The 19,766-nt window shown below is 72.8% G+C and carries 18 protein-coding genes; 2 read left to right on the top strand and 16 right to left on the bottom strand.

Annotated features, from left to right (window positions below; genetic code table 11):
* Positions 1-1,772 precede the first annotated feature (1,772 nt).
* From OG956_RS38610 to OG956_RS38600, 3 genes are all read right to left on the bottom strand, one after another.
* The gene (locus OG956_RS38610) at positions 1,773-2,231 is read right to left on the bottom strand and encodes a hypothetical protein (protein ID WP_330342641.1); all 459 of its coding nucleotides are present in this window, start codon (positions 2,229-2,231) and stop codon (positions 1,773-1,775) included.
* A 213-nt stretch (positions 2,232-2,444) separates the two neighbouring features.
* A complete protein-coding gene (locus OG956_RS38605) occupies positions 2,445-2,855 on the bottom strand; it encodes a hypothetical protein (RefSeq protein WP_330342640.1) in 411 nt (136 codons plus the stop codon).
* A gap of 704 nt (positions 2,856-3,559) precedes the next feature.
* Positions 3,560-3,964, bottom strand: a complete 405-nt coding sequence (locus tag OG956_RS38600; protein WP_330342639.1) for a hypothetical protein — start codon at positions 3,962-3,964, stop codon at positions 3,560-3,562.
* Between the two features lie 1,541 nt (positions 3,965-5,505).
* On the opposite strand from OG956_RS38600, the gene OG956_RS38595 reads away from it, so the two are divergent.
* The gene (locus OG956_RS38595; RefSeq protein ID WP_330342638.1) at positions 5,506-5,778 is read left to right on the top strand and encodes a hypothetical protein; all 273 of its coding nucleotides are present in this window, start codon (positions 5,506-5,508) and stop codon (positions 5,776-5,778) included.
* A 118-nt stretch (positions 5,779-5,896) separates the two neighbouring features.
* Here OG956_RS38595 and OG956_RS38590 read toward each other — a convergent pair whose 3' ends face one another.
* Positions 5,897-6,448 carry a hypothetical protein gene (locus tag OG956_RS38590; protein ID WP_330342637.1) on the bottom strand — a complete coding sequence of 184 codons (552 nt, stop codon included), beginning with the start codon at positions 6,446-6,448 and terminating at the stop codon, positions 5,897-5,899.
* A 405-nt stretch (positions 6,449-6,853) separates the two neighbouring features.
* Here OG956_RS38590 and OG956_RS38585 point away from each other — a divergent pair, with 405 nt between their 5' ends.
* Positions 6,854-7,318: a DUF1877 family protein gene (locus OG956_RS38585; protein WP_330342636.1), complete on the top strand. Its 465-nt coding sequence runs from the start codon at positions 6,854-6,856 to the stop codon at positions 7,316-7,318.
* Positions 7,319-7,398: 80 nt separating this feature from the next.
* On the opposite strand, the gene OG956_RS38580 is transcribed toward OG956_RS38585, so the two are convergent.
* The 12 genes from OG956_RS38580 to OG956_RS38525 all read right to left on the bottom strand — a co-directional run bounded on the left by OG956_RS38580 (position 7,399) and on the right by OG956_RS38525 (position 19,327).
* A complete protein-coding gene (locus OG956_RS38580) occupies positions 7,399-8,451 on the bottom strand; it encodes an NAD(P)/FAD-dependent oxidoreductase (RefSeq protein ID WP_330342635.1) in 1,053 nt (350 codons plus the stop codon).
* A 337-nt stretch (positions 8,452-8,788) separates the two neighbouring features.
* The gene (locus tag OG956_RS38575; RefSeq protein ID WP_330342634.1) at positions 8,789-9,310 is read right to left on the bottom strand and encodes a hypothetical protein; all 522 of its coding nucleotides are present in this window, start codon (positions 9,308-9,310) and stop codon (positions 8,789-8,791) included.
* Between the two features lie 323 nt (positions 9,311-9,633).
* Positions 9,634-10,329 carry a hypothetical protein gene (locus tag OG956_RS38570; RefSeq protein WP_330342633.1) on the bottom strand — a complete coding sequence of 232 codons (696 nt, stop codon included), beginning with the start codon at positions 10,327-10,329 and terminating at the stop codon, positions 9,634-9,636.
* Positions 10,330-10,928: 599 nt separating this feature from the next.
* Positions 10,929-11,999, bottom strand: coding sequence for a DNA cytosine methyltransferase (locus tag OG956_RS38565; RefSeq protein WP_330342632.1), 1,071 nt, complete (start codon positions 11,997-11,999; stop codon positions 10,929-10,931).
* A gap of 405 nt (positions 12,000-12,404) precedes the next feature.
* A complete protein-coding gene (locus OG956_RS38560) occupies positions 12,405-13,100 on the bottom strand; it encodes a GNAT family N-acetyltransferase (RefSeq protein ID WP_330342631.1) in 696 nt (231 codons plus the stop codon).
* A gap of 264 nt (positions 13,101-13,364) precedes the next feature.
* A complete protein-coding gene (locus OG956_RS38555) occupies positions 13,365-13,940 on the bottom strand; it encodes a hypothetical protein (RefSeq protein WP_330342630.1) in 576 nt (191 codons plus the stop codon).
* A 332-nt stretch (positions 13,941-14,272) separates the two neighbouring features.
* Entirely contained in the window at positions 14,273-15,124 is an 852-nt protein-coding gene (locus OG956_RS38550) for a hypothetical protein (protein WP_330342629.1), read from the bottom strand.
* Between the two features lie 297 nt (positions 15,125-15,421).
* The gene (locus OG956_RS38545; protein WP_330342628.1) at positions 15,422-15,988 is read right to left on the bottom strand and encodes a hypothetical protein; all 567 of its coding nucleotides are present in this window, start codon (positions 15,986-15,988) and stop codon (positions 15,422-15,424) included.
* Between the two features lie 468 nt (positions 15,989-16,456).
* Positions 16,457-17,044 carry a hypothetical protein gene (locus OG956_RS38540; protein WP_330342627.1) on the bottom strand — a complete coding sequence of 196 codons (588 nt, stop codon included), beginning with the start codon at positions 17,042-17,044 and terminating at the stop codon, positions 16,457-16,459.
* A 336-nt stretch (positions 17,045-17,380) separates the two neighbouring features.
* Positions 17,381-17,659: a hypothetical protein gene (locus OG956_RS38535; RefSeq protein WP_330342626.1), complete on the bottom strand. Its 279-nt coding sequence runs from the start codon at positions 17,657-17,659 to the stop codon at positions 17,381-17,383.
* Between the two features lie 579 nt (positions 17,660-18,238).
* Positions 18,239-18,724, bottom strand: coding sequence for a hypothetical protein (locus tag OG956_RS38530; protein WP_330342625.1), 486 nt, complete (start codon positions 18,722-18,724; stop codon positions 18,239-18,241).
* 90 nt (positions 18,725-18,814) lie between these two features.
* On the bottom strand, positions 18,815-19,327 hold the full coding sequence (locus tag OG956_RS38525; protein WP_330342624.1) for a hypothetical protein: 513 nt from the start codon (positions 19,325-19,327) through the stop codon (positions 18,815-18,817).
* Positions 19,328-19,766 lie beyond the last annotated feature (439 nt).

The raw sequence follows: 19,766 nt of genomic DNA, 5'->3' as shown, positions 1-19,766 counted from the left end.
CCAGGAGATCACCGCCCGCACCACCCCCGGCGGGCCACGCCCGGCCCGGCCTGTGATCCTCCCAGGGCCTCGGACACGACCTTCCAACTCGTCCCGCCCCAAGGGAAAACCGGCGCCTGCGACGGCAGGCGCGTCAAAAGTGCCAGAGGTGCGCGGCAACCCACCACACAGCCACCGGCCACCACCCACACCCACCAACAACCACGCCACACCACCACCCACACCACCGACACCCACCCCCCAGCCACACCCCCGACACCCCCGACACCCAGACCCGCTCCCCTCTCCACACCCGCTCCCCTCCCCCGCCCATCCCTCGCCCCTCCGGGCGGTCCCATAAGCGGGACCGGGCGCGGCGGCGGGCGTGTTCCGCGTCGTCTGCTGAGCGGACCGGGCGCGGGCGTGGTGTTGCGTGTCGTCCCGTGGGCGGGACCGGGCGCGGCGGCGGGTGTCCTATGGCCTGGGACGTCGGCGGCCGGGCGGGTCTGCGGGCTGCGGGGGCGGGGTGATCCTGGCGGGTGGTGGCCTGCGTTGGGCGGGCCGTATGGCTGGGAGGTGGCTGTGATGGCGGCAGACCGGAGCGCGGGTAAGGGCAGGGGCCGGGGTGGGGTTCTGGCGCGGCGGCGGGCGGCGTTGGAGCGGGCGGCGGCGCGGATGGCGGAGGAGCGGCGGGTTGCGGAGGAGGCGGAGGCGGCGCGGCGGCGTCGGGAGGCGGAGTTGGATGAGTTGGTGGCGGATTTTGAGTTGGCGCGGGAGGACGAGGAGGTGGTGGTGGCTGAGGTGGAGGCGGAGGTTCGTCGGGTGCGTGAGCGGGGGCGGTTGAGGATTGATGCGGCGCGGGTGGCGGCGGCGCGGGTGGTGGTGGCGATGGGTGAGGCTGGGGAGACGGTGGCGGGGTGTGGGCGGCGGTTGGGGGTGGGGGTGGAGCGGGTGAAGGAGTTGCGGCGGTTGGGGCGTGAGGCGTTGGCCAGGGAGCGGGCGGCCGGGGAGCGGGCGGCCGGGGAGGCGGCCGGTGGGGAGGGTGCCGCTGGGGAGCGTGTGGCCGAGGGCGGTCCGGTCGGGGAGCGCGACGCTGGGGAGCGTGCGGCCGGAGTGGAGGGGCCGGGGCGGGGCGGGGCGGCGGCCGTCGGGGCGGTGGTCGGGGCGGGCCGGGAGCGGCGGGGTGGGGTGCCGGGCGGTGCGGGTCCGGCCGGGGGTACAGCCTCGGCGGGTCCTGCGGCGGGTTCTGCGGCCGGATCGTCGGTGGGGTCCGCTTCCGGGGGCGGGACGGGCGGGGTGCGGCCGGAGTCGTCTGGGTGAGCCGCGCCGGCTGGGTGTGCGGGCGGTCGGACCGTCGGACCTGAGCGCGGCTGGGTGTGTGTCGGCCCCGGCTGCCGGGGGTGGCGGCCGGGGCCGTGCGTTGGCCGGCCGTCGGGGCGGTGGCGGGGGCGGGCCGGGAGCGGCGGGGTGGGGTGCCGGGCGGTGCGGGTCCGGCCGGGGGGTCCTGCCTCGGTGGGTCCTGCGGCGGGTCTTGGGCCGGTGCGTCGGTGGGGTCCGCTTTCGTGGGCGGGACGGGCGAGGTGCGGCCGGAGTCGTCCGGGCGGGCTGCGGGGGCCGGGCGTGCGCGCGGTCGGCTCTGAGCGCGGCTGGGCGTGCGCGCGGTCGGGCCGGGCGGAGTGCGGCTCGGGTGGCCGGAGTCGTCCGGGCGTGCGCGCGGCTGGGTGTGCGCGCGGCTGGGTGTGTGTCGGCCCCGGCTGCCGGGGGGTGGTGGCCGGGGCCGGGGTGGGGGGTGTTCAGCCGTGGGGGCGTTGCGCCCAGGGGGCGGCGGGCCGCTGGGGCGCGGCCGGGGCTTGGGCGGTGGGGGGTTGGGTGGCGGGGGGCTGCTGCTGGGCGGGGTAGGTGGCGGGCTGTGGCTGCCAGGTGGTGGGTGCCTGCGGCTGCTGCTGGGTGGGGTGGGGTGCGGGCTGCTGGGGTGGGAGGTGGCCGGTGAAGCGGCCGGGGTCGACGTCCTTGAGGTAGACGGTGACGGGGGCCTGGTCGGCGACGATGATGCGTTCGTGGATGCCGGGGGGTGTGAGGATCCACCAGGTGGAGCCGTCGCGGCGTCGGGTGCGGCGGATGAGGGGTGGGGGGAGGGTGACTTCCTCGGTGATGCCGGTGTTGGGGTCGGTCTCGGGGACCGTGATGTGGTCGACGGTGCTGAAGAGTCCTTGGACGCGGGCGAGTTCGTTGATGGTGGTCTCGTGCTGCACTGGGCTGCCCCGCTCCCTTGTGGTGGTGGCCTGGCGGTGGTTCGGCTGAGGGGACGGTAGGGCGGGTGGGGGGTGTGTGCGTGGGGTGGTCGGGTGGGGGTGCCGTGGGGTGGGATGCGGGCTGGTGTGGGGGTGCCCTGGGGCGGGATGGCGTGCGGCGGCCCCGCACCCCGTGGACGGGTCGTCCAGGGGTGCGGGGCCGTGTGGGGTGGGTTAGCTGTCGTGGTCGGCGAGGATCATGCAGTCGAGGGGGATGGAGGGCAGCAGGTGGCGCTTGACGTCGTCGGCGGGGCGGGTGGCGCGGCGGGTGTTCTCCACGCGGTGGTCCCGGCGCAGTGCCTCGGTGGAGCTTTCGTCGAGGAGGACGTCGGCGCGTCCGGTTGTCTTCTTGCCGGTCGCGTGGGGCTGGACGGTGCCGGTGAGGTTGGCCATGCAGACCGGGCTGATGCGGATCAGCCGGACGCGGCGGCCGGGGGTGATCTCGTCGCCGTGGGTGTGGGTGAGGACGGTGGCGAGGCGGTCGGTGACCAGGGTGCGCAGGGTGCGTAGTTCGGCGGGGTCGGTGAGGGCGGTGATGGTGTCGGCGGCCGGGGTCGTCGGGGTCGGGGTGGTGGTGTCGGACACGGTTGTTTTTCCTTCCGGTTGAGTGAGGGGTGGGCCGGGGCTGGGAGGCTGGGCCCGGGTGCGGGGTGATCGTGTGGTGGTGGGGGGTTAGCGGCGCAAGGCCGGGGCCGGGGCGCGGGGTTGGACACGTACGGCGGCCCCGCACCCGGGGACGCATGGGTCGTCCAAAGGGGGGTGCGGGGCCGGGGGTTGCGGGGCGGTCGGGCGGGGTGCGGCCAGGGGTGCGGCCAGACGACCCGGCAGCCGGGCAGCCAGGCGGCCGGGGCGGGGGTTGGGGCGGACAGACGGCCGGGCCGCGGCCAGGCGGGCGGCCGGGGCGCGGTCCGGGGCGGACAGACGGCCGGGGCGGGGCGGGGGTGGGGGTGGGTGGCCGGACCGCGCGCCGCGGGAGGGGGAAACACGGTCGGCGCGGCCCGGCCCAGCCGGACACCCACCAGCACGCACGGGGGGCGTGGGAGGGGGTTCCCGTGCAGGGGGGGTGCACCGGCTGACCTGACTCTGACCGGTTGCGGGGCAAGACACGCAACCCCTCGTGTGGTCTTGGCCGGGTTGACGTCCTGGAGGCGGCAGGCGGGGGGTCGGGGGGTGCGGCCGTGGTGCCTGGTTTCGAGGAACAGAACACGCACGGCGGCCCCGCACCCGGGGACGACGTGTCGTCTCTGGGGGGTGCGGGGCCGTGGCAGGGGTGGTGCTCGCCGGGGCGGTCAGGGGGTGGTGGGCCAGGTGGCGTGGATGGTGGCTTGGTCGATGGAGGGGGCGCCGGCGGCGAGTTGGGCGAGGGCGGCGCGGGTTTGGGCGGGGGTGCGGCCGCCCCAGAAGAGCCAGGTGGCGTCTTCCTCGGTGAGTTCGAGTTCGGCGCGGGCGGCGGCGTAGATGGAGACGGTGGGGTGGCGGGGTTTGGTGGCGTGGTCTGAGGTGAGGGTGTAGCCGGTGAGGTGGGCGGCGTGTCCGGCGATGCACAGGGTGGTGCCGCAGTGGTGTTCGCTGTGGTTCAGGTCGGTGTGGGGGAAGAGGATGTCGGTGCCGTTGAGCCAGTAGGTCTGGTTGTAGTGCTCGGGGTATTCGGTGATCTGGTGCAGGATGCGCGCGGCAAGCTCGGCGTTCGGCATGACGGGGGTCTCGTCTTCTTCTCGTGTCGGGCAGGTGATCAGACGCCCGGACGGCCAGAGGCGGCCAGGCGAGGCGCGGCGAGGCCAGACGGCCAGGGGCGCGGCCAGGCGAGGCGGGGCGGGCCGGGGGTGGGTGGCCGGACCGCGCGCCGCGGGAGGGGGAAACGCGGTCGGCGCGGCCCGGCCCAGCCGGACACCCCACCACGCACGGGGGGGCGTGGGAGGGGGATCCCGTGCCGGGGGGTGCACCGGCTGACTGGGGTGGCCGGGCCGTGCCTTGCGGCGGGATCCGCGTTGGCGCGGCCCGGCCGGGCCGGTCACCCCCACGGCGCACGGGTCGAGGAGGGGGTTCCCGTGCGGGGGTGTTCCGGCTGACCTGACTCTGACCGGTTGCGGGGCAAGACACGCAACCCCTTGCGTGTGCTGGCCTGCCCCCGCAGGGGTGCGGGTCGGACACGTACGGCGGCCCCGCACCGAGGACGACGCGTCGTCAAAGGGTGCGAGGCGTGCGAGGCCGTGGGTGCGGGGCGGCGGGCTCGGTGTGGGGCACGACAACTCCGTTTCGGGCGGGGCGGGGGTTGGTGCCGGGGACGAAGCAGCCGCCGGATGGGATCTCGAGGCGCTGCAGCGGTGTCCCGGCGTGGTGTGAGGGACGGTGGCCCGGCCGGCCGCTAGGCACGCAACCGCTGCCCGGGGCGGGGCGGGGGCGGCATGCGGGGTGCGGACGGGACGGGCTGGTGCCGGGGGTGAGGTCCTGGCAACGGTGGGCCTCGGCCCGGGGGCCTGCCCGGGCTGCGGGCACGGCAGCGGCCACGGTGTCCAGGGCTGGGCCAGGGCAGGGCGGGGTGCGGGGGGCGGGCTGCGCGCCGGGGGTGCATCGGTCCCCCGGGGGCCGCCGCCCAAGGGGTGTGGCGTGGTGTGGCGGGAGCCTGACGTTCCCGGGGGTTATCGGGGCTGGCAGGCGGGACAGTGCTCGTGGCTGTCGTGGTCGTGCTCGCCTTGATCGTGTTCATCGGCGAGGTCGGCGCAGGCGACGCAATAGGTGCTGGCGGTGTCCTGGGGGCTCGGGGCGAGTCGGTCAGCGCAGTGGGGGTTGCGGCAGGAGGCGGTGCAGGGGACGGACGGCATGGCGGGGGGCTCCCTTCGGGCGGAGGCGGGGGTACGGGCGTGGCCGGGCAAGGGGCGGGCTCGAGGGCTCGCCCGTCGGCTGCCGGGGGGCGGGCCGCGCGCCGGGGATAGTGCGGCAGGCGCGCCGCGCGGCCGGGGCCGGCCGCTCACAGCACACGAGCCGCGGGCTTTTGTGCGGGGCGTCTTTCGGCTGAGGTGACTGTGCGGTGAGCGGCGGCTAGCCCGGCAAGCGCACTGGAGCCTGTACGTCTTCGGTACCTGGAGGGCGAAAAAGGGGAATGGGTCCGGCCCGGCGGGGCGGGGATCCGTCAGCCGGAACGTGCGGTGGGGCGCGGTGGCGTTGACGTCTGCGCCGTACGCGTCGCAGCGCGACTACGACACCTGGCCCCGGTGTACGAGGGGCACGGCGAGCCGTGCGCGAGGTCGTCGCGGCGGTGCGGACCACGGGCGAGAAGATCACGGCGGCTGCCATCCGGGAGGCGGCCGACCGGCTCGGCTACGCCCGGGTGCCCGTGCAGCCGACGGCGCAGGAGCGGGAGCCGCTGCCGACCGAGCACACCGCCGTCCAGGCCCGCGCCCTGGTGCGGCTCAAGCAGGGATGGGCCGCGCTGCGGGTGGCGCACCGGGCGCTGCGCGGGCGGGTCTTCCCGGGACGCCGTGGCCGCCGACCACGAGCACGGCAGTGAGCTGGTCAGCGGGATCGCGCATATCGCCGGGGAGATCAGTCGGCTCGCCGAATGACGGCACAGCGAAGCCCCGGGCCTCGAGGGTTCCGGGGCTTGCGGGGCTTGCGGTTGGACGGGGTCAGGAGCGCGAGTAGTCGTGATACGCGTTATCCGGATCGTCCGCCTCGCACTGGAGGCAGACGCCGGGTGTCACCGGGTCCTCGCCGTCGCGGTGGGCGTGCCCGGGGTGCGAGCACTCGGCGCACGGAAGGTCTTGTGCGAGCCGCTTCAATGACTCCACGGCGGCCTCGTCCTCGTCGGTGAATGCGTCCGGCCGGTTAGCCATCTCATCCTCGAGGCGGGTGGGCTCGGGGACGGCGGAGAAACCGGCGGGGTCGACGCTGAGGTGGATGATCCAGTGGTCGGGGCCGGTGACCTTGATGACGTCGCCGACGGAGACGGAGCGGACAGTGCTGGGCCACTCCTGGCCGTGGTCGTCGCTGCCCTGACGGTTGCCGACGATGAACGCGGCGTCGGCGGCGTCCTCGTGGCTGCGGATGCGCTCGCCGGCGTGGAAGACCAGCCGCAACGGGCTGCCGTCGCAGCGGGTGACCTCGGCGAGCGTGTGGTGGTGCTGGTAGCCGTCGAAGCTGTGCGGGGCGGTGTTCACGTAGACGGTGGCGGTGTACACGGCCGGAGCGGAAACGGAAGCGGAAGCGGGAGTGCTGGGCGCAGTGGCCGCAGAAGGTGGGCAGGACGGGGAGAGCGGACAGGGCGGGGAGGACGGGGAGGGGATGTGGTCGGTGGTGGTGATGCGGGCGGTGACGGTACGAGGGCGGTGGACAGCGGTCGACACGGCAGGAACTCCCAACAGAGCGGGGCTGGTTGACGGGGAGGACCATGCGCCGGTGAAACGCTAGCCACGCAACCTGCGGACCACACACCAACAGGCAGGCGCACAGCCGAAGCAGCCGGGCGACGGCCGCGGGGCCGATGGCAACGCGCGGCCGGGGCGGCGGGACGCAGCCGGGCAACGCGCGGCAGGGCGACGGCTCCCGGTCTTCGTCCGCCCGCTCTTCCGGCATGCTCTGCGCCCATGGGGATCTACATGGAATTGATGCGCGTCGAACCCGAGACCGCACGGGCAGCCGTCGCCGGTCAGGCCTGGCCACGCCCGGAGATGCGCGAAGGCGAGAAGTTCCGGGCCGTCTTGTCGCTGGGCAAGGCATGGAACGCCCTCCAATGGCTGCTCACCGCCTCGGGCTGCCCGGTCGACCCGGTGATGGGCACTCCGTTCCTGGAAGAGCAGCCATTCGACTACGCCCCGCCGGGGCTACTGACCGCCGAAGAGGTCGTCCGAGCCGCGGACTTCCTCGCAGGGCTGGACTTCGATGCCTTGGCGGACTTCGCCGACGAGGCAGCGATGGACGCAGACGACGTCTACCCGTCCGGCTACGACAGGCAACGGGCCGAAGAGCTGCGTAGTCACTACGCCGATCTCCAACGGTTCTACGAGACCGCAGCAGCTGCCGACCAGTGGGTCCTCACCACGCTGACCTGACCGCGGGCTCAGCGGACGACCTTTCGTTGAGAAAACGTCACTGGGCGTGTGATCGTGTCCGCCCGGCTCGTGAGGCATTGCTACTGGGCAACACCGTGCGGGCGGCAACGTCGCAGCTCGGGGGCTGGTCTGCCGGTCACGAGTTCGTCTGCGACGAGCCGTCCGACGGTGGGTGCCAGAGTGATGGCCGAGTGCGTGACGGTGACGTAGACGGATCGATCTTGTGTCGCGTATCCAATGATCGGTCCTTGAGCGGGCATCGGTCGTCTGCCGATGCGGTAGCCCAGCAAGCGGCAGCTGTCGCTTCCGCGGAAGAGGGACTGCAAGCGGCGGAGCGCGTCTTGCGTGGCCTGCTCAAACGATGTCGTTGACTTGTCTTCAACGTGCGGGAGTGTCAGGAAGAGGTCGCCGTCACGTACCTCTCGGACTTCGAAATCCGGGCTGGCCACGATGGTCTTGACCAGGCCGGGAGGTGCTGAGAGCCGCACCAGGCAGGCAGGGGATGCGGCGACGGGCAGACCAGCCGGCAATGGCTCGCCCAGCTTGGGGATGCCGGTTCCGGCGGCGAGCACGACTGTTGCGGCGGCGTGGAATCCGGTGGAGGAGAGCACCCCCTCGACGCGTTCGCCCGCCATCTGCAGGGAAGTGACGACCGAGTTGTGGATCACCATTGCGCCGTGGGCGCGAGCAGCATCCACGAGGGCGCTGGTCATTGCTGTCGGATCGACGCCGCCGTCGCTTGGGGTATGGATGGCCTGCTCGGGAGGGTTTCGCAGGTTGGGCTCCAGCGACGCGATGTCACTTCCTCCGACCCGGAACCGGCCGGGTCCCAACCGATGGTCGTGCTTGGCCTGGGTGTCGGTCCAGGCCAGCGAGCCTGTCCAGCGGACGGCGACGTCAGGCAGCTCGGTCTCCAATCGCCGGTAGTCCGCAAGTACGGATCCACGCAGGTCTTGCGCTCCGCAGGGCCAGTGCCCTCCATAGGCACCGATCCAGGCGAAAGAGTCGCCCGTCGCACCCGTAGCCGGTGACGGTCCCTGGTCGAGCAGGGTCACAGGGATGCCCTGGCGTGCCAGGTGGTAGGTCACCGAGGAGCCAACGATTCCCGCACCGACGACAACAACGGCTGACATGAGTTCCTCTTCGACAGGCGGGTGACCACTCAGGCTGGGTCTGCAAGGTGAAAACACAGTCGGGTTGCTGCAGAGATCCCGCAACGGAATTTCGGTGCCGGTTCAGCCGGCGGCGGCTTGCTCGGCCTGTGCCTTGGTGTGTGCGAGGCGGTAGGACTCGGTGCCGGTCTGGATGATTGCGTTGCGGGAGTGTCAACCGGCCCGGCAACCCTCACCGGCGGACACGCAAGCAGCACAACCCCACGACTGGCCTCGGGATCGAGGGCCGGACACAGGCCTGCCGTCCCGGTGCCGCGTGCACGGGCGCGGTCGCCCGGGAGGGCTGAGGCGGCGCGGTCTACGCGGTGATGTTGGGGGTGGCGTGGCTTCCTGCGGGGAGGCGGCCGGAGGCTACGTGAGCGTCGCGCGCGTCCTGTGTGCGGGTGAAGGCGGCGCAGCGTTCGGCGGCTTCCTCGGGGGTGTGGGCGGTCGCGACGTGGACCTTGGTCCAGGTGTCCATCACCAGGTGCGGGCCGCCGAACAGGCCGCCGAGGACGCTGTCGCCGTGGGCGACGGTGTAGCGGGGGCTGGTGCGGTCGGCGGGGATCTCGGCGAAGAACACCATGTAGGCGTCGGAGGGGAGGGTGACGGCCAGGCCGGCGGCGGCCAGTGCCTGCGCGAGTTCGAGGCGCTTGGCGGCCTGTTCGGGGGTATCGGCGGCGATCTTCTCCTTCAGGTCCCACACCACGATCGGCCGGTCGGAGTGGGTCAGGACGAGCCATCCGTCCTGCCGCCCGGGGACGTGCCGGGGGAACCGGGCTGTGAGGGCGGCTTCGGCCCGCTCGATGGCGGCGGCGTGCTGCGGCGGAATGTGAGGCATCTGAGACACAGGCTTCCCAGGGGGCTGGCTGGATGGGTGGACGGCGCACACCCTGCGGGAAGCAGGCCCAAGCCACGCAACATGCGGGCCAGACAGGGCAGGTCCGCGGCGGCGGCACGGGCCGCGCGGCGCGGGAGCGGCGGGCACACGGGGCGGGGCGCGAAGCGTGGGGGGCCGCGCCTTGGACGGGAAAAACCAGACGCAGGACCGATTCACCGAATGACGGGAGGGTCCGGATGGTCGGGGGCCGGGGCGGCGGGAGGCGGGCGGTGCACGATGACCCGCCCCACGGGGTCGGGCCATCGTGCAGCGCGCAGGCGGGATCAGCCCGCGTCCGGGTCCACGCGCCGGGTGGACTCGACGCGCTGCTGGACGGTGTTGCTGCTGCCCTGCTCGCCGTCGGTGAGGTAGCGCTCCTCGGCATCCTGAACGGAGGCGGCAGGCAGGCGGAAGGTGATCCTCTGGGTGCGGACCACGGTCACCTCGTAGACGTCCGTCGAGCCTCGGCCGTCGGCGTCGGCGGGCCGGTCCCGCAGGCCCATGGAGGCTTCGATCATCTCGCCCTCCGCGTCGGCGTCCTGGGCGCAGGCCTCGCACGGGTCGATCTCGGTGCACTCCGGCGGGCGGTTGCCGTTCGGGCACGTCACGCCGTCCTGCTGGTCCAGGAGGACCAGCACGTCGTAGGTGAACAGCGGCGGGCGGGTGCCGCGGCTGGGCGCGAGGGTGCGGGGTTCGCCGTCGGCGTGGGTCAGGTACGCGGTGACGGCGGCGCGCAGTTCGTCACGCTGGGCTGCGGTGGCGGTGTGGTCGGCCAGGGCGCGGGCGTCGGCGACCGCGACGCAGACGGGCCTGCCCTGGTGGACGCCGAGGGTGTAAGCGATACGGCCGTCCATGGCGTCCACCCACGCGTGGATGCGGCGGGCGGCGCAGACCGCGGTGGGGCGGGCGCCCGCGGTGATCTGCGCACGGCGTGCGGTGTATCGGGCGTGGTCGGTGAGGGTGGTGATGGGCGTGTTCACGGCGGTGGCCTCCGGTGGGAAGATCGGTGATGGGCCCGGCCTGAAAGGGGGCGGGGTGCGGGGCACCACGTCCTGGGCCGGTACCGCGAACCGTGGCCCCGGCGAGGGCAACACCCGCAACCCCAGGTGGAGCGGGGCGGCGACGCATGCCGAGCAAACGGCGGCCGGGCCAGGGGCAGGCAACCGTCAGGCGCGCCCGGAGGGCCTGCCCATCCCCCCTGGCCCGGCGCTGACCCAACACCCCAGAGCCGCCCCGCACCCGCGCGGAGGGACCAAGGTCTACCAAGGTCATCGCCGAGAGGTCGAGGCGGGGCGGCAACCACCACTCCCCCGCGGCCCGGAATCCTGACCTCTTGCCCCGCGGTCGGCACACCCGCCAATGCGAGCCTTTGTGACGGGTCTTGGCCCGGTGGTCGGGCTCGGTGGTGCGGCGTCCTGCCGGGCTCGTGTGGCCGCGCTGGTGGGCAACAGCCGTGATGAGTGGACCCGGTTCGCGGGCCGGGGCGGCGGGTGCGGGCATGGTGCGGCCCCGGCCCCGCGAGTGCGGGGCCGGGGCCGGGCTGGTGCGCCCGGGGCGCGTCCCGGGGAACTCCGCGGGGTCAGGCGGCCTGTGCCCCGGTGCGCGTGGCCAGTTCGGGGGCCATCGCCCGCCGGATGACCGCCTCCGCCAGTTTTCGCGGCATCGCGTTGCCGACCTGCTCGTACTGTTTGGTGCGGGGGCCCTGGAAGGGGTGGTCTGGTGGGAAGGTCTGGAGCGCGGCTGCGTCGCTGACGGACACCCGGATCATGTCTTTGCGGCCACCGCGGTAGGCGGGCAGTGAATCGGCGGGGACCAGTCGGGTGTCCGCGATCCAGCGGCCTGCGTCGCGTTCCCCGTACAGGGTGGCCCTGCTCCCGGAGCCGCCGACGCAGGAGGGGTCGGGGCCGCCGGCCGCCGTGCCGACCGCAACGGTGAGCGCGGGGCGGTGCGTCATGCCCCAGCCGAGTGCCTGTGCCATGGACACCCAGGGCTGCAGCTCGGGGTCTCCGGCGTCTTGCGCGGTGTTGCGGCTGTAGCGGCGGTGGGTGGGGGCGGGCAGTGCCGCCCCGTCTCCTCGGCGGGCCACCAAGATGGCGCGCACACGGGTCTGGGGGACGCCGTACTCCTCTGCGCGCAGACGGCCTGTCACCACCGTGTAGCCCTCGGTGCGCAGGATCTGCGCCATTGCGTCCCAGACGGGCAGCACGGTGGGGACCTGCTCCAGCATCACGGTTCGGTATGGATGTCCGGCGTCCAGGGCCGCAAGGACCCAGCGCAGGGGCTCCAGCACCAGGCCAGTACGTTCGTCGTCCAGGGTGGCGAGGCCAGAGCGGATGTCTTTTCTCGCGGCTAGCAGGGACGCGAAGTGCAGCACCGTGTCAAGGGCCCGGCGCCCGGCGCCTTTGCCGCCGATGGAGTACGGCTGGCAGGGCGGCGAGCCGATCAGGTCCGTGGCGGTGGGGAAATCGGCGGGAGAGTAGTCGCGCACGTCGCCCTCCACGGTGCCCAGTCCGGCGGCTCTGCGGGTCTCGCATGCGCAGTGGTCGTTCTCGATGCCCGTCACGGCGAGGCCGAGATGCTGCGCGGCCACATCCCAGCCTCCTGGGCCTGCGAACAGGTCGACGATGTCGACCACGGAGTCGTCGGTCATGGCCGGTTCCTCGCATCCTGGTTTTCTGTCACCGGGAGCGGAACCTCCTGGTGAGTTGGCCGGGCCAGGAGTGCATGAACAGGGACAAGTGCCGCAATCCGCCAACTAGGGTGGCTGCGACGGGAGTTGGGTGTGCTGGTCGCGTGTCACCGGCAACAGGCAACGAGCGGATGAGCAACCTGCTGGGCAGTCCCGCAGGCGTTTCGCGACGCGATGGGCCGCGGGGCGTGAGACTCCGGGGCTGGAGCGCGGTGCTGGGGCGGCTTCGGTCGGGACGGTGTCCGCAGGCCGCATCATCGGCCTCCGAGCCATCAAGGCGAGCCGGAGCAGGCAGCGTTCGCCCGGCGGCTGGGCGCACGATGCGGGGCGGGGGCGGGCCCGGCAGGGTGCCGGGCCCGGCATGGTTCATGGCAGGAGGCGTCCGCCGTGGAAGCGGGCGGTCGGCGGCAGGTCGCAGCCGGGCAGGAGGCCGGTCACGACGGGGCCGGGGGCTCCGGGGACGGTGCGCACCCGCACGCCGGGGTGCAGGGGTTTGACCGCTGTCATGAACGAGTGTGGCTGGGTCAGTCCCATGGCGGCGTCAGGCAGGTGGATCGTGACGTGGTGTGCGGTGGTGTAGCCCAGGCGCTGGTAGAAGCCGGCGAGTTCGGGTTTGTGCAGGAGGGTGGCCAGCCGGTATTTGGTGCTGCGGGCGCGGGTCTCGGCCTCGGTGATCAGGGCGCGGGCGATGCCGTGTCGGCGGTGGCTGGGTGCGACGGCCAGGCCGTGGACGCACAGGGCGATGTCGCCGAGGAGGTCGGAGAGGTCGGGGTCGGCCTGGCACAGGGGGTGCTGGAGGGTCCAGTCGGGAAGGGAGGCGAACACGGCTCCGACGGGGTGAGGGGTGCGGCGGGCGTGGGCGGTCAGGCACAGGGCAGGTCCGTGGGTGAACGGGGGCCGGGCTGGCGGGAGGGTGAGGATCTGCGCGGCCTCGGCGGGCAGGCCCTCACCTGAGGTGGTGAGGTCGAGCAGGTCGAGGTATGCGGCGTGGTCCGTCTTCTTCAGCGGCGCCACGTCTATCCGGGCGGTTCGGCGCTGGGGCAATGCGGCAGTGCGGGTCACAGGCTGGCGTCCTTCCCAGGGAGGAACAAGGGCGGAATGAGCCGCCGCGGGCGCCCTTGTTCGAACCAGAGCGCGGCGGGTGAGGTGACCGTGGCCGCCTGCGTGGCAAGCACCGCAAGACCGTTGGGTGGACGGTGCCGGCGCCTTGACCGTCCGCCCCCGGGTGGCCGGTGGCCGGGCCGGCCGGGGGGGGCGGAGGGGGGCAGGCGCGGGTACGCGAACGCCCCCGCCCCAAGGGGCGAGGGCGGGGGCCCGTAGCGGCGGTCAGAACGGGGGACAGCACGAGTGGCCGGTGCACTCGTGCGCTGCCTGTTCGGCGTCATGGCGTGCCCGTGCTGTGGCGGCGTGTGCGGCTCGGCGTTCGCCGCGCCTGGCGCAGAGGACGTCCTCGCATGGCCTGTGGCCGGTCAGGGCGTCCGTGGACGGGTGGAAGATCTCCACCTGGCCGTAGTCGTGGCAGGAGGGGCAGAAGAACGGTGATAGGCCCAGGTATGCGGCGACTGAGCGGGCGCAGCTCTCCGCGTCCTGTGCGGGCGGGAGTTCAGCGTCCGGGCCGTTCCACACCAGCGATGTTCCCGTCTCGGTGGTGACGACGGCGGTGAAGCCGATGTGACCTGCCTCGGGCAGGTCGTAGCCGTTGCGGACGATGTGTCGGCTGGAGTTGTGGGCGGTGATGTAGACGCGGGGTGCGCCTTCCATGGTGGTGGCGAGGCAGCCGCGTTCGACACCGTCCCCGCACACGCGGTGTGTGATGCCGTGGCGGTCGAGCGCGGCGCGCAGCACGGCGCCAGTACGCGCCTGGTTGGCTGGTGCGGTCTTGGTCAGGGAAAACGTGCGCATATGTGTCGGCCTCTCCGGATCTCGAAACGATGCTCACCGCCGGGGGTGATCCCTCGGGTGGGCGGGCGGCATAGTCGGGAGGCTGGGGGTTACACCGGCAAGGGGACGGGCCTTCACGTCGGGCAGCCAGGAGCGGGAGGGGTGCGGGCCCGGGCGGGGACACGTCCGCGCCGGGGGCCGGATGGCGTGGTCTTGCACGGCGGAACGGATGACGGGGATGCTGCGGCAGTCCGCGGCCTCGCCCGCAGGGAGTTCGTCCCCGTCGGGTATCCGCGCGACCATGCGGCCCCCGGCTGGGCCGGGGCGGAGGGTGCGCCTCGGCCGGAGCGCGGTCAGATCCGTTCCAGCTCCTTGTCCTCCGCGGCGCGGTGCTTGCCGTAGCCGCCGTTGACGCCGCCGCCGAAGGTGCGCGGCAGGGCGTGGCGCTCCTCCCGCTGACCGGTCTCCAGGTCCACGCGGGTGGCGACGATCATCCCGGCGGGCGCCTTCTCCAGCGGTCGGCGCCCGGTTACCTCGAACACGTAGAGCGCGCCGCCGATGCGCCGTGACCAGCCGAGGCCCTCCATTCCCCGGACCGGTTGACGGCCGCCGATCGGGAACAGCAGCGCCGACTCAGCCACGTCCACCAGCGCGTCACGGGCGACGTACAGCGCGCGGTAGGCGACGGCGCGGCGTACGGCGGCAAGGAATGCCTCCACCGCGTGGTTCACCCGGTGTGTGACGCCCTGGTCCCAGTCGTCGGGGTATCCGGGCAGCTCCTTCGTCAGGACCGCGATGGCCGCGACGCCGTTGCAGTACGCCCGTTCCCATGCCGTCTTCGCGATGTCCGTGCGGGCCGTCTCCTGGAAGTGGGTGAGGCACTGGCTGGTGAGGACGACGACGGCCGCGACCGTCGGCTCTTCCTCCGGCTTCGCCTCCGCGCCATCCCGCAGCATCACGTTCATGGCGTAGATCACGTCCAGGGTGCTCGACATCTCCGGGCAGGTGATCGCCTCGGACAGCAGTCGGCAGGCCTTGTCGAGCGCATCGAAGGCGTCCTGGTCAAGGTCGTCTCCGGGGAAGTTCTCCAGGCGCTCCTTCAGCTCTCCCAGGGTTCCCGCGGCGGGGTGTTCCTCGCAGTCCCGGATGGCCTGCTGGGCGGCGGTGATGAGGGTGCGCAGTTCGGACCGGATGGCCGTGGTCATGACGGGAGTCCTCCCGGACTTGAGTCAGGAATGGGATGGGATGGGGGTGGCCCGGCCGGCGGGCGGGTCAGCGGTGTCCGGGAGCGTGAACGCCGCTGGGCCGTCCCGGCGGCGGCGGGACGGGGCCGTGCCGCCGACGGTGGCAGGGGCTTGTGCAAGCCACGCAACATTGGCGGTCCGGACCGGGAGCGGCGTGGTCGCCGCTCCCGGGAATCAGGCCGGTCAGGGCCGAGGCGTCGACACTGCGGGCCCGTCCGGCCGGAGTACGGCGGGGCGGGCCCGGAGTGCTACGGGGTGTCAGCGGTAGGAGTGGGCGTGCGCGATCAGTGCGACGCGGGCCCCGTTCAGGTGGCCGCGGGCGAGGTAGTCGCCGTGTTCGGTGCGGGTGGCCTGCTGGCGCTTCAGGCCGATGCGGCGCAGCCACGAGGTCAGGCCGGTGTCGTTCCTGCCGAGCCGGATGTGTACGTACAGAAGGGTGTCGGTGACCGGTTGGCAGATGAACACTTGGGGTTCGTCGACGAGTTCGGTGTGCGCGCGCATGGCGGGCGTGGCGGGGTCGGGCAGGGTGAAGCCGGTGTCGTGGGCGTAGTTTTTCTTGAGGTCGTGGTCGGACCAGACTTCGGCCCGTTCGCTCTGGGTCTTCTCGCCGGGGCGGGGGGCGTGTACGGCCAGATGGAACTTTTGCGGGTGTCCGAGGTCGAGTTGGCAGAGGGCGCCGCTTCGGCGGTTGTGGCAGGGGCCGGGGTCGGTGTTGTCGACCAGCGCGCGGATCGCTGCTGCTGGGATGCCGAGGTCGGCAAGGTGGTCGGTCAGACGCTCGATTGCTTCCTGGGCCTGACGGAGCTGGACGAGTGTGGAGACCATGACGGTCGGTCCTTTCTGGGGGGCTGCTCGGCTGGTGGCCGGGCACAGCGCGTCTTCGGGGGGCTGCCCCTGGGGCAAGTGATGTGGGGCCGCGTCGTGTGGCGAGGGCGGCCCGCACAGGGCCCGGGCCCGGCTTGGCGCCGGTCGCCCACCAGCGCATGGGAAGGGGTTCCTGTGGGGTCTATCCGGCTGGGTCTGACTGTCGCGGACGGCAGGGCAAGCGACACAACCCCCGCTCCCCCGGCTCTTCGGGCAGGCAGCGCCTGGCGTGCCGCGCAGGCGGGCGTTGGGGAATGAGAGGACCGCTGGGCCGGGTGGCGGGGCGGGCCGTGCGGGCGGAGGGTCGCCCCCCCGGGCGCGTGCCGGCGGGCGGGATGGAGGCCGGGCTTGAAGGCGCGGGCCCCGCGCTGCTGGTCTGCAGTGCCAGCGGCGCGGGGCTGAGGTCCGTTGCTGGTGGTCAGGGGATGGTCATGGGAGCAGCTTTGGCGCGCGCTGGGCCAGCCAGTTCGGCGCGGTGAGCCGCTCGGGGGTGTCGGGGAAGGCGAGGTAGAACTGCAGGACCGCCAGGTGACGGGCCACGGGGTCGCCGAGGGCAAACACTGAGCGTCGCAGTGTGCCATCGGCCGAAATTCCGGTGATCCGGTCTTCGGCCAGTGTGTACGAGTGCGTCAGTGCGACTTCGATGCGCTGGCCTCCCGCGTGCAGCACCGGGCAGACCTGCAGAGCGTAGGCGGCGCAGAGCGGGTGTAGCGGGGGTTCCAGGTAGTACGGGGCGTTGGTCTCACCGATGAAGACCAGCTCGGCGGTGGGTTCGATGTTCTCGGTGCACAGGCCGCACTGCCGCTGGGCCATGAACGTGCGCTGCCGCTGGGGGCATTGCTCGCCGAAGCGCGGTGTGCCGGTTCCCGGGGTGCAGGGGCAGGTGATGTGCCCGCCCAGCTCGGTGTCCCGGGTCACGAGGATCGCGCCGTCGTCGTCTCGTTCATACCAGGTGATGTTGCCGGGGACCGGGCGTCCGGCGCTGCTGCGGGGCAGGCGGGCGACAGCCGGTGGCATGGGGGTGCTTCGCCATGGATGGCTCATCAATCACTCCAGGGGGAATGGTGGATGTGCGGTGGTGTCTTTCGGCCGGGGCTCAGCTGCACCCTGGTGGCGGGTGGCAGCGTCCCTTCTCGGCACGGCTCACGCTGGCTGTCAGAGCGTCAAGCCGTGCAACCCCCAGATCAGACGGGGCGGTGCGGCGGGCGCGGGGCGGGGTTCGTGAGGTCGCTACCGGTGACGGTGAGGCGCATGGCCTGGCGGGGCGTTCTTTCAGGGAGGGCGGCCGGGTTGTGCGGTCCGTGGCCGGGTGGCTTGCGGTGTTGCCGTGCCGTGCGGGTCAGTTGCTGGGGGTCAGCGGCGCTTGCGTCGGGGCCGCCTGGAGTGCTCGCCGCTGAGGGCCCCCTCCCGGCTGGACACGGTGAACCGCCCGGTGGCCAGGTCGAGGACCACCCAGGGGGCGTCAGCGTGCGCGGCTGTGGTGACGTACGGCTGGTGCTGCCACTCGTTCCGCGCCCCGTACAGGTTGTGGGTGGCGGGGAGCTGCCGGGCGTCAATGAGGGCGTTGAGCGCGTCCGCCAGGTTCTGCCACAGGACGTCGGTGCCGGTGGTGGAGTTCGGGGTGGTGGTCACGATGGGGATTCCGTTCCTTGAGAGGGGGCCGTCGCGGCGGCCGGGGGTGATCGCGTCGTCATGCGCGTGCGTCAGGACGGTGTCGAGGCGGCCGGTGACGAGAATGTGCAGGGGTGTGCAGGGAGCGCTGGCCGGCCCACGAGTCGGGGGGCTGGTCGGGGTTCGCTCCGGCCGGTGACGGTGAGCGACGCTGCGCGCTCTGGCCTTCGTCATCGCCGAGCCGGTCGCAGGTCTCCTCGCGCAGGTGGGTGGTGGACAGGTCGAGGAAGGTGCGGATGGGTAGGTCCGGGAGGGACGTGATGTGGGCTCCAATCTGGGTTGCGTCGCGGAGGGCGGAAGGGGTGGCATGAATGGGTGGGCACCGGCTGTGGCGGTTGATGCCGGTGTGGGCCGGCAGGGCCTTGGGTCGCACCCTTGGGCGGTGGCGGGGGACCGCGTGGGTTGCGGCTTGGTGAGAGGCACAGTTCCCCGGCACCCAGTAAGCCGCGCAACTGCGTGCGGGACCGGGCGCAGGAACGGGGGACGGCCCGCCCCTCGGTGATGCGGGGGCGGGCCGTGGAACGTGTGACCGGACGGCGGCTACACGGATTCGGCTTCGTTCTTGCGCAGGTAGCGGCCGGTGTCGATGTGGTGCTGCCGGGACGCGGACGACTCGAAGTCCAAGTCGGCGGGTTCATATCCGGTGACGGCGCGGATGGCGGCGGCGCACCGGGCAGCGAGGGCATCCACACCGTCCTCGGGTTCCGCGTCCTCCAGCCACACGCCGTCGTCGTACTGGAGCGGTTCCACTCCGCTGGGAAGGTCTGGTGTGGCCGGGAACGGGTCGGACGCATCGGGCCGGTACTCGATGACCAGGTCGCTGTCGTCGTCGACGCGGAAGAGGAACAGGGTCTTGTAAGGGCCGATCAGTGCGCCGCACGTCCCCCAGCGCCGGGGGCCGGACGTCCAGCCGGGGCCGAGGAGTTGCGCGGTAGCGTTCGCCAATTCGGGGATGGTGAAGCTGACCGAGTACGGGGCCAGCTCCGAGAGGGTGCTGCTGGTGGGTTCCTGGGTGATGTCAACCATTGGCTGTTTCTCCGGTGTGTGGTCAGTCTGACGTGCTTTCGTCGGGCAGTAGGCCTGGCGGGATGGCGCCCCGCCCGACAAAGGCAGCGATCAGTCCTGGTTGCAGGGGCGGAGGTTGTCGACGCGGACCTCGTCAGCCAGGCGCATGAACTTCTGCCAGGTGGTGAAGACCGAGCGGAGCCACTCCTCGGGGTAGTCCTCCTGGTGGTCGTCGTCCTCGTGGAGCTGAATGAGCCGGTTACGCAGATCGGTCTCGCGGAGCGCGAGGCGTGGGGTGACCGGGTGCAGGGGGGCGGGAAGGGGCAGCGCGCGGACTGCGAGTGGCGCCAGGACGTAGGCGCCCAGCTCGGCGGGGAAGCGGGCGGCTGGGTGCTTGGCGGCGATGTGTTCGGCGTTGGACAGCTGCTCGGCCGCCTGAGTGGGCAGCGCCTTGTCCGCGCCGGGCAGCATGGTCTCGAGGTGGTCGGCGGCGCGGTCCATGTGGGCGGCGATGGCCAGGAGGGCAGCGCGGATCGGGCCGTCGGCGAAGCGGTCGCGGGCTATCTCGGCGATGGTGCGGGCGCGCTGGGCGGCCTGGGCGTGCGGGGTGGTGAACGTGGTCATGGTGTCTGTCTCCGGTTGGAAAGCGGGGCTGGGGCGGCCGGGCAATTCGGGGCTCGGGCGGCGCGTTGGCGCGGCGCGCGGGTAGCCCGGTTCGCGGCACCGGGCGGGTTGTCCTGGGCCGGCGCGGGCGGTGGCGGCGAGTGTGAGATCCGGCCGGTTCCGCTCGCGGTCGCGGAGCGCTCACCCGGTCTCGGGGGTGGCTCGGCGAGGGCATCACCGTGGCCCGGCCATCGGCTAGACGCGCAACCCGGCCCGGCGCGGCGTGACGGCGCAGGGCCAAGAAGCAATGGAAACGGGGCGATGGCGGCAGATGTGGGCTGTTCCGCATCAAACACGGCTGTCGCCCTGGCATCGGTGCCTCAGTGACCTACGGTGTGGAGGTGGCCGACACGAGTGGTGCAGGCGATCACGTAGGGGCGGCACTGGGTGCGGGTTGCTT

The sequence above is a fragment of the Streptomyces sp. NBC_00557 genome, assembly GCF_036345995.1.
Classification (GTDB): domain Bacteria; phylum Actinomycetota; class Actinomycetes; order Streptomycetales; family Streptomycetaceae; genus Streptomyces.
This window is presented reverse-complemented; position numbering and strand designations above follow the sequence as displayed.

What these genes read in the sequence shown, in the direction of transcription:
- OG956_RS38600 (WP_330342639.1), bottom strand. Translation starts at nt 3,964, where the DNA reads ATGCCGAACGCCGAGCTTGCCGCGCGCATCCTGCACCAGATCACCGAA.
- OG956_RS38585 (WP_330342636.1), top strand. Translation starts at nt 6,854, where the DNA reads ATGGGGATCTACATGGAATTGATGCGCGTCGAACCCGAGACCGCACGG.
- OG956_RS38580 (WP_330342635.1), bottom strand. Translation starts at nt 8,451, where the DNA reads ATGTCAGCCGTTGTTGTCGTCGGTGCGGGAATCGTTGGCTCCTCGGTG.
- OG956_RS38575 (WP_330342634.1), bottom strand. Translation starts at nt 9,310, where the DNA reads ATGCCTCACATTCCGCCGCAGCACGCCGCCGCCATCGAGCGGGCCGAA.
- OG956_RS38565 (WP_330342632.1), bottom strand. Translation starts at nt 11,999, where the DNA reads ATGACCGACGACTCCGTGGTCGACATCGTCGACCTGTTCGCAGGCCCA.
- OG956_RS38555 (WP_330342630.1), bottom strand. Translation starts at nt 13,940, where the DNA reads ATGCGCACGTTTTCCCTGACCAAGACCGCACCAGCCAACCAGGCGCGT.
- OG956_RS38550 (WP_330342629.1), bottom strand. Translation starts at nt 15,124, where the DNA reads ATGACCACGGCCATCCGGTCCGAACTGCGCACCCTCATCACCGCCGCC.
- OG956_RS38545 (WP_330342628.1), bottom strand. Translation starts at nt 15,988, where the DNA reads ATGGTCTCCACACTCGTCCAGCTCCGTCAGGCCCAGGAAGCAATCGAG.
- OG956_RS38540 (WP_330342627.1), bottom strand. Translation starts at nt 17,044, where the DNA reads ATGCCACCGGCTGTCGCCCGCCTGCCCCGCAGCAGCGCCGGACGCCCG.
- OG956_RS38530 (WP_330342625.1), bottom strand. Translation starts at nt 18,724, where the DNA reads ATGGTTGACATCACCCAGGAACCCACCAGCAGCACCCTCTCGGAGCTG.
- OG956_RS38525 (WP_330342624.1), bottom strand. Translation starts at nt 19,327, where the DNA reads ATGACCACGTTCACCACCCCGCACGCCCAGGCCGCCCAGCGCGCCCGC.